The sequence below is a fragment of the Streptomyces durocortorensis genome (genome assembly GCF_016901035.1).
Taxonomy (GTDB): domain Bacteria; phylum Actinomycetota; class Actinomycetes; order Streptomycetales; family Streptomycetaceae; genus Streptomyces; species Streptomyces durocortorensis.
Window position 1 is genome coordinate 1 of record NZ_JAFEUF010000036.1, and the last position, 8,024, is coordinate 8,024.

At 74.0% G+C, this 8,024-nt stretch carries 4 protein-coding genes and 1 pseudogene; 2 read left to right on the top strand and 3 right to left on the bottom strand.

Annotation, left to right across the window (positions count from 1 at the left end; all coding sequences use genetic code 11):
• Together JS521_RS10210 and JS521_RS10215 are read right to left on the bottom strand one after the other, a co-directional pair.
• A pseudogene (locus JS521_RS10210) lies at nucleotides 1–586 on the bottom strand (protein phosphatase 2C domain-containing protein); the annotation flags it as partial.
• A 206-nt stretch (nucleotides 587–792) separates the two neighbouring features.
• Nucleotides 793–4,563, bottom strand: coding sequence for a S8 family serine peptidase (locus JS521_RS10215; RefSeq protein ID WP_205082401.1), 3,771 nt, complete (start codon nucleotides 4,561–4,563; stop codon nucleotides 793–795).
• Nucleotides 4,564–4,773: 210 nt separating this feature from the next.
• Here JS521_RS10215 and JS521_RS10220 point away from each other — a divergent pair, with 210 nt between their 5' ends.
• On the top strand, nucleotides 4,774–5,769 hold the full coding sequence (locus JS521_RS10220) for a helix-turn-helix transcriptional regulator (protein WP_205082402.1): 996 nt from the start codon (nucleotides 4,774–4,776) through the stop codon (nucleotides 5,767–5,769).
• Between the two features lie 94 nt (nucleotides 5,770–5,863).
• Nucleotides 5,864–6,346, top strand: a complete 483-nt coding sequence (locus JS521_RS10225; protein WP_205082403.1) for a DUF456 domain-containing protein — start codon at nucleotides 5,864–5,866, stop codon at nucleotides 6,344–6,346.
• A 67-nt stretch (nucleotides 6,347–6,413) separates the two neighbouring features.
• On the opposite strand, the gene JS521_RS10230 is transcribed toward JS521_RS10225, so the two are convergent.
• Nucleotides 6,414–7,796, bottom strand: a complete 1,383-nt coding sequence (locus JS521_RS10230) for a DNA-3-methyladenine glycosylase 2 family protein (protein WP_239487056.1) — start codon at nucleotides 7,794–7,796, stop codon at nucleotides 6,414–6,416.
• Nucleotides 7,797–8,024 lie beyond the last annotated feature (228 nt).

Consider the following 8,024-nt stretch of genomic DNA (forward strand, 5'->3'; position numbering starts at 1 on the left):
GCGGGACGGGAGTGGCAGCCGGAGGCGGCGGTGCAAGAGTGGCAGCCGGAGGCGCTGGCACGGAAGTGGCACCCGGAGGCAGCGGTGCGGAAGGGGCGGCCGGGGCCACGGACGGGTCCGGGACCACCGCCGGAGCAGGCACCGGAGCAACGGCCGGGTCCGGCACCGGGGCCACAACCGGGTCCGGGGCCGGGTCCGGGGCCGTCACAGCCGGGTCCGGGGCCGCGTCCCGGGCCCCTTGCCCCTGCGCCGCCACGGACCGGATCTGCTCCGGCAGCCGGTACGTATCCGCGTACGGGGCCTCGTAGCGATCGCCGTCCGCGGCCTCGTCGCTCTCGGCGTCCGGGGACTCGTACCGGTCCGCGTAAGGGTCCTCGAAGGCATCCGCGTACGGATCCCGGACGGTCTCGCGCACAGCGTCCCGGCGGTCGCCCGCCGGCCTGCTCACCGTGTCCGACACGGAGTCGAAGCGGTCGTCGAGGCTGTCGGCCGCGCGGCCGGGACCGGTGTCCGGCGCGGACTCGTCGTACAGCTTGCGCCACCAGTCGTCCTCGTGGGCGGCGGGCTTCTCCCCCTGCTGACTCATGCCCCTATTGTCGACCGCGAAGGCGGTCCGAAAACGGGGCATCGGGAAAAAGTGACCCGTAAACAGGGTCCGCCGGGCGGCCCCACCCCCCACGGGAAGGACGCCCGGCGGACCGGTCGGAAAGATCGGCATCTCAGCGTTTCAGCCGGTCATATGCTCGGCCGATCTTCGGTTCAGCGGCTCAGTGGTTCGCTGTGCCCGCCCTCTCAGCGCACGGCGTACGCGTCGTCGACGGTCTGGACGACGGAGTTGCCGTTCGCGTCGGTCAGTTCCGTCCGCAGGGTGACGGACTTGCCGGTCGCGTCCGCGTGGTCGACGGTCGCGCTCCAGCGAGCGCCCTGCCGCGCGGTGGTGGCCGCGTGCCAGGTCTCGCCGCCGTCGTAGCTGAAGGAGACCTTCGCGCCGGTGAGTTCACCGGGGGTGTATCCGGCGTGCCCGGTCGCGTCGAGACCGATCCGCTGACCGTTCTTCGCGGGCACCGTCTTCATCCCGTCGGTGGGCACGTCGTAGCGCGGGAAGAGCAGCGGGAGCCCCTGGGTCGCCACGTCCGGCTTCCGCTCGGAACGGAACGCCCAGGTGGTCTGCGTCTGCGTGGACCTCTTCCAGACAGCCGCGGGCGAGCCGATCTTCGTGGTCATCAGGGTGAGTTCGTAGACGGCTTCCTCGGCGGGCACGGTGAAGACGCCGAACGGATAGCCGCTCTCGCCGACGACTTCGCCCTCACGGGTGAGCCGTGTATTGCCGATGTCGCCGAACGAGCCCTGCTGGCCGACGTGTTCGGAGTCGGTCATGAAGGCCGGGGCGAAACCGATCAGGTCACCCTGCCGTTCACCGGCGAGCGCCTCGTCGCCCTGGGCGTCGCGCGGGGCGCCCGGGACCAGCAGGCCCCGGTACCACTCCTCCGTCGTGGCCCGACCTGCCTGGTACGTACGGGCGTTGCCCGTCATCAGCTCGCCCCAGGGGAAGCTGGAGGAGAGCATCTTCTGCCAGACGGTGTCGCCCGCCGTGTAGAACTCGGTGCGCTTTCCGGGGGCGGCGACCAGGGCGAGGGAGGAGGCGTTGTAGGTCGCGCCGTAGGGACGGGAGGCGAGGAGCGTGTCGACGAAGTCGGCTGCCACGCCCATGGATTCATGGGTGGAGACGACCGAGCCGAGCTTCTTGTCCCGGACCTTGTAGGTGCGGTCCGAGGTGAGCTGCCCCTTCTCCGGGAACGACAGGTTGTAGACGAAGGGGCTGACGGCCGTGGCGGTCCAGGAGACCTCCGCCTTGCCCTTGCCGAGGGCTGTCGTCACCACGGCGGCCTCGTCGGCGCGCAGGCCGAGGACCGGCAGGGGCGCGGCCCCGTAGCCGAGGCCCGGCTGCCAGTCGCCGGCCGAGGGGCGGTGGACCAGGAGCGCCTTCGCCCCGGCGGCCTGGGCGGCCCGTGCCTGGGTCAGGACGCCCGAGACGTCGTCACCGACCTTCACCAGGGCGATCCGGCCCTTCGCCCCGGCGGCCTCCAGTTCGGCGGCGCTGCCCGCACCGGCGTCGACGACCTCGGCGCGGCCGGTGCCGTCCAGGTTGACCGAGCCCGTGGTGGCGGGCCGGGGGTGCAGGGCGACTCCGCCGACCAGGGAGAACTTCTGGATCTGCGGGGCGTAGGCGCGCCAGAAGGAGGCGAACTCGAAGTCCCCGTCACGGGCCTTGCCCTGGACGTCGACCAGGTAGTCCTTGATGATCCCGGTGCCGGAGACGGATCCGGAGTGCAGCCAGGTGTCGTCCCAGGAGCGCCCGAACGCAAGGGTCGCACCGCGCGTCTCGGCGGCCCGGTCCTCGGTCCGCACCTTCAGGCGGTGGGCCTTGCGGGCGTCGAGGACGAGGGTGGTGTCCTTGGTGACGTTCAGCTGAGGGCGCGCCAGATAGCCGACAGATCCCACGAGTTGACCGGTCGGGTCGGTGGTGTCGGGTGAGGCGATGAAGCTGGAGACGAAGTAGGCGCCGGGGCGGACCTGGTAGGTCTGGTCGGTGGCGCCCTCGTTGAAGCGGCGTTCGCCGGAGGCGGTGTCGGTGCCGATGAGGTCGAGGGAGGAGACGCCGTCGGCGGGCTTTCCGGTGCGGTCGACGAGCTTGACGCGCAGGGTGACGGTCTCCGGTGCCACGTACAGGGAGAACGGGGTGGAGACCTTCACTCCCCCGGTGGCCGTGGCAAGGACGCGGCCGGTGACGTCGCCGTACTGGGCGGCGGTCAGCCGGGCGGCGGGGTCGAGGGCGAGCGGCACCTCGACGGCCTCCCCTGCCGGCACGGTGACGGACGTCCGGCCGAGTGAGGCGATCTTCGAGCGGACCGTCGAGCCGTCGTTGCCGGTGACGCCCGCGACCTTCAGCGAGAGCTTCACCGGCTTGCCGCTCGTGTTGGTGTACGGCACGGCGACGGTGGTGCGATCGCTTTTGTCCTGCGGCCAGTTGAAGGTGCCGCCCTGCACGGCGGGTGCACCGGTCACGGGCGTACGGACGGCGCGGCCGACGTCGAGACGGCCACCTCCGGTCTCGCGTACGTCACCGGGGACGGCGCTGCTCGCCGCGGAGACCAGGGCCGCCTTGATCTGCTGGGCGGTCCACTCGGGGTGGCGCTGCTTCACCACGGCCGCCGCGCCGGCGACGTGCGGGGTCGCCATCGACGTACCGGACATCGAGCGGTACGCGTCCGGGCCCCGGCCACCCGCGGCTGCGGCGGAGACGGCGACGCCGGGCGCGGCGATCTCGGGCTTGAGGGTGTGCGAGCCGATCGCGGGGCCGCGGCTGGAGAAGTCGGCGGTGGAGTCGTCGCGGTCGACGGCCCCCACGGTCAGGACACCGGGGGCGCAGCCGGGCGAGGAGACGGTGTTCAGGGACGGGCCGAGGTTTCCGGCGGCGACCACGAACAACGTGTCCTTGCTCTTGCCGAGTTCCTCGGCGGCCAGGCTCATCGGGTCGGTGCAGTCGGTGGGCTCCGCGCTGCCGAGGCTCATGGAGACGACGTCGGCCTTGTTGTCGACGGCCCACTGCATGCCCGCGATGATCCAGGAAGCGGCGCCGGAGCCGCTGTCGTCGAGGACCTTGCCCACCATCAGGTCGGTGCCGGGCGCCACGCCCTTGTTCTTCCCGTCGCTCGCCGCGCCGGAGCCGCCGACGGTGGACGCCACATGGGTGCCATGGCCCTGGCGGTCATCGGTGTCGGCGGAGTCGGTGAAGTTCTCCGACGCGGTGATCCGGTCCCGGAGATCAGGGTGTTCGGCGTCCGCGCCGGTGTCCAGGACGGCGACCTTGGTGCCGGTGCCGTCGTAGCCGGCGGCCCAGGCTCGGTCCGCGCCGACCTGCTTCGTCGACTTGTCGAGACTGGCCTGAACCTTGCGGTCGAGCCAGAGCTTCTTGAGGCCGGAGCCCGAGCGGGAGCGGGGTGCGGTGAGGTCGGCCCAGAAGTCGGCGGCCTTCTTCTTGTCGGCCTTCAGGACGAGTCCGTCGATGACGTCGAGAGTGGCCCCGCGCTCGGCCCCGCGCGGGGTGACGAGGGTGCGCCGGGCGGTGTCGGCGGTGTAGGTGGCGATCAGCGGGACGGCGTCGGCGCGGCTGTCGTCGTACCCCTGGCGGATGAGCCCGGTGACATTGAACAGCTCCTCGTCCACGGTGCCCGCGGCAAGGGCGGCGACGGCGGACTCCGGATAGACGTACAGGTCCGGGCCGGACTGCCGGGTCTGGACGAGGGGGGTGCTGCCGTCCTCGCGGGGCAGGGCGGTGGCGGCGGGCGCGCCCGAGGCGTCGGTGGTCACCAGCACCCGGTCGCCGGTGACCAGGGTCAGGGCGACGGGCTTCGGGTCGGTGGCGGCGGTGGCCGCGCTCCCGGTGATCGGTCTGTTCGCGTCTCGCCCGTCCGGTGGCGCGGCCACCGACGGCGCGATGACGGTGACGGCGAGCACGGCGGCGGTCGCCGCTCCGAGTGCCGTACGCGATATCGGGCGCATCGCTCTCCCCAGGTCAATCCGGAACGAAGCAGCCCAAGAGGCTCTATCCCGGAGGTTGTTGGTGCTGCGGTGGCGCCACATTGGCAGAGGGGCCAGGGGTACAGGGGATGATGTGGGCGGCGGGTTTACGCCGTGGCCCTTTCCCGCCACCCAGGACCCGCCGCAGGGGCGCCGCGATGCGCGATCACCACCGTCCGGGGAGGTCGGAGAATGCTGGGGGCCATAGGTCTCGACGAGAGACAGGAGACCGCGTACCGCGCGCTCGTCGCGGCGGGAGCCGCTGAGCTCACCGATCTCGCGCACCGGCTGGCGCTTCCCGAGGCGGACGCCGAGCGCGTGCTGCGGCGGCTGGAGCAGCAGGGTCTGGCCGCCCAGTCCTCGGCCCGGCCGGGCCGCTGGGTGGCGGCGCCGCCCGGGGTGGCGCTCGGGGCGCTGCTGATCCAGCAGCGGCACGAGCTGGAGCAGGCGGAGCTGGCGTCCGCGCTGCTCGCCGAGGAGTACCGGGCCGAGGCGAGCGAACCTGCGGTGCACGATCTGGTGGAGGTGGTGACGGGGGCGAGCGCCGTCACCCAGCGCTTCCACCAGTTGCAGCTGGGCGCGGTGTCCGAGGTGTGCGCCCTGGTGACAGGGAAGCCGATCGCGGTGACCGGGATGGAGAACGAGTCGGAGGAGCGGGCCGCCTCGCGCGGGGTGAGCTACCGGGTGGTGGTCGAGCGCGAGGTGCTGTCGACGCCGTACGGGATCCTGGAGCTGTCGGCGGCGCTGAGCCGGGACGAGCAGTGCCGGGTGGTGGACCGGGTGCCGACAAAGCTGGTGGTCGCCGACGGGAGCCTCGCCATGGTCCCGCTGACCGTGCACGACGCGGAGCCCGCCGCCCTGGTCGTACACGCCAGCGGTCTGCTGGAGTCGCTCATGGGCCTCTTCGAGGCGGTGTGGCGGGAGGCGATGCCGCTGCGGCTGGGCGAGGGCGGCGGCGGGGTGCGCGAGGACGGGGCCGGGCCGGATCCGACCGACCTGGAGATCCTGTCGCTGCTGCTGGCGGGGCTGACGGACGCCAGTGTGGCCAAGCAGCTGGATCTGGGGCTGCGGACCGTGCAGCGCCGGGTCAAGGGCCTGATGGAGCTGACCGGTGTCTCGACCAGGCTCCAGCTGGGCTGGCACGCGTACGAGCGTGGCTGGGTGGCCCGTGCCGGGTCGGGGGGCTGAGGCCTGGGGATCCGGGGCCCCGCCGGGCTCATCGCCGCAGGTGGCCGGGGTGCGCTGACGGGCGGAGCCGGACACTCTCCGGCACGCTGGTCAGATGAGTGTGTGGCAGCTCGTCGCCGTCGGCCTGGTCATGCTGCTGGGTCTGGTCGGCGTACTGCTGCCGGGTGTGCCGGGCCAGGCGATCGTCTGGGCGGCGGTCCTTTGGTGGGCGCTCACCGACATGACACCGGCCGCCTGGGGCGTCCTGATCGGCGCGACGGGGCTGATACTGCTGAACCAGGCCCTCAAACCGCTGCTGCCGCCGCGCCGCCCGGGTGAGTCGGGGGCGCCCCGCCGGACGTTGATGATCGGCGGGGTCGCGGGGATCGTGGGGTTCTTCGTGGTGCCCGTGGTGGGCGGTGTCCTCGGGTACGTGGGGGCCATCTTCGGGGCGGAGCGGCTGCGCCTGGGCAGCCGGGGCGCGGCCTGGACGTCGGGCCGCTCGGTGATGCGGGCGACGGGCTACGCGGTGCTGGTGGAGCTGTTCTGCTGCCTGCTGGTGGCGGGCGCCTGGCTGGGCGCGGTGCTCTGGGGCTGACCCGGGGGCGTCCGGTCGGCCGGGAGTTCGGGCACCCCCGGGCAGCCGTGGTCCCCGCCGGCCCGCGTCAGCTCGGTACCGCCGCCCCAGCCGCGTCCGCCGCCTCCAGATGGCGTACGGCGTAGGAGCGCCAGGGCCGCCACCGCTCCGCACCCGGCGTTCCGTACGGGTCCACGTCGGGGTCGCCGAGCGCCCGCATCCGGATCAGGGCGGCGGTGGACCGGCCGATCCCGGGCAGCGTCAGCAGCGTCTCCTCCGCCTCGTCCCGGTCGGCCCCGGCGTCCAGCCGCAGCCGGCCGTCGGCGAGCGCGGTGGCCAGGGCGCGCAGCGCCGGGTCCTCGGCCGAACCCGCGAGCACACCCGGCTCCGGGAAGACATGGGTGAGCCCGCCGCACGGCACGTCCAGTGCCTTCCCGTACCGCTCGACCAGTTCCCCCGCCGCCGCGCGCCCCACCAGGGTCCGCACCGCGGCCTCCTCCGGGTCCGCCGCACCCGGCGAGCGCAGGCCGGGGCGGGTGGCGACCAGCGGGGCGAGCCGGGGGGCAGCGGCCAGCGCCTCGTCCACGGCGTACGGGTCGGCGTCCAGGTCGAACAGCCGGCGCACCCGCTGGACGGCGGTGGTCAGGTCGCGCAGGTCGGTGAGCTGGATCCGGGCCTCCAGCCAGGGGCCGCCGGGCGACGCCTCGTCGACCGCGACGAGCCCGGAGCCGTACGGCAGCCGCAGGGTGCGCCGGTAGGTGCGGGAGCCGGGCGTCCCCGCCACTTCCTCGATCCGGTCGACCACCTCGGCGGCCAGCAGGTCGAACAGGGCGGCGGTGGCGTACGGGCCCCGGTGGGCGAGCCGCAGCGGGATCCCGGCCCGCAGCCCCTCGCGGCGGCCGCCGCCGAGCCCCGTACCCGCTTCGGCGCGCAGGGCGCTGGGGGTGCGGGCGTAGATCTGCCGGATGGTGTCGTTGAACTGCCGCACACTGGCGAACCCGGCGGCGAAGGCGATCTCGGTGACCGGCAGCGGCGTGGTCTGGAGGAGCACCCGGGCGGTGTGGGAGCGCTGGGCGCGGGCGAGCGCGACGGGCCCCGCGCCCAGTTCGGCGTTGAGCTGGCGCTGGACCTGCCGGGCGCTGTAGCCGAGCCGCCCGGCGAGTCCCGGGACGCCTTCGCGGTCGACGACGCCGTCGCCGATCAGGCGCATGGCCCGGCCGACGACGTCCGCGCGGACGTTCCACTCGGCGGAGCCGGGCACGGCGTCCGGGCGGCAGCGGCGGCAGGCCCGGAAGCCGCCCGCCTGGGCCGCCGCCGCGGTGGGGTAGAAGCGCACGTTGGCGCGTTTCGGGGTGACGGCGGGGCAGCTCGGCCGGCAGTAGATGCCGGTGGTCACGACGGCGAAGAAGAACGCGCCGTCGAACCGTGCGTCGCGGCTGCTCACCGCCTCGTACCTGGTCCGTTCATCCATCACACCGTCCAGTGTGCGGCAGCCGGGGCCGCCGCACTCGCGGGATTCGGACATCGAACCGCGGGGTGCGGCAGTCCCGGAGCCGACCGCGTCCGGGACTACCGGACCCGGCCGCGGGTGGGCGGGCGGGCCGCGGCGCCCGCCGGGGCCGGGCGCGGGGGGGGCCGCCCGGGCGGGGGGGGGGCCCCGGGGGGGGGGGGGGGGGGCCGGCGCGGGGGGGGGGGGGAA

Coding starts and splice junctions, on each gene's coding strand:
- JS521_RS10215 (WP_205082401.1), bottom strand. CDS start 4,563: ATGCGCCCGATATCGCGTACGGCACTCGGAGCGGCGACCGCCGCCGTG.
- JS521_RS10225 (WP_205082403.1), top strand. CDS start 5,864: ATGAGTGTGTGGCAGCTCGTCGCCGTCGGCCTGGTCATGCTGCTGGGT.
- JS521_RS10220 (WP_205082402.1), top strand. CDS start 4,774: ATGCTGGGGGCCATAGGTCTCGACGAGAGACAGGAGACCGCGTACCGC.
- JS521_RS10230 (WP_239487056.1), bottom strand. CDS start 7,796: ATGGATGAACGGACCAGGTACGAGGCGGTGAGCAGCCGCGACGCACGG.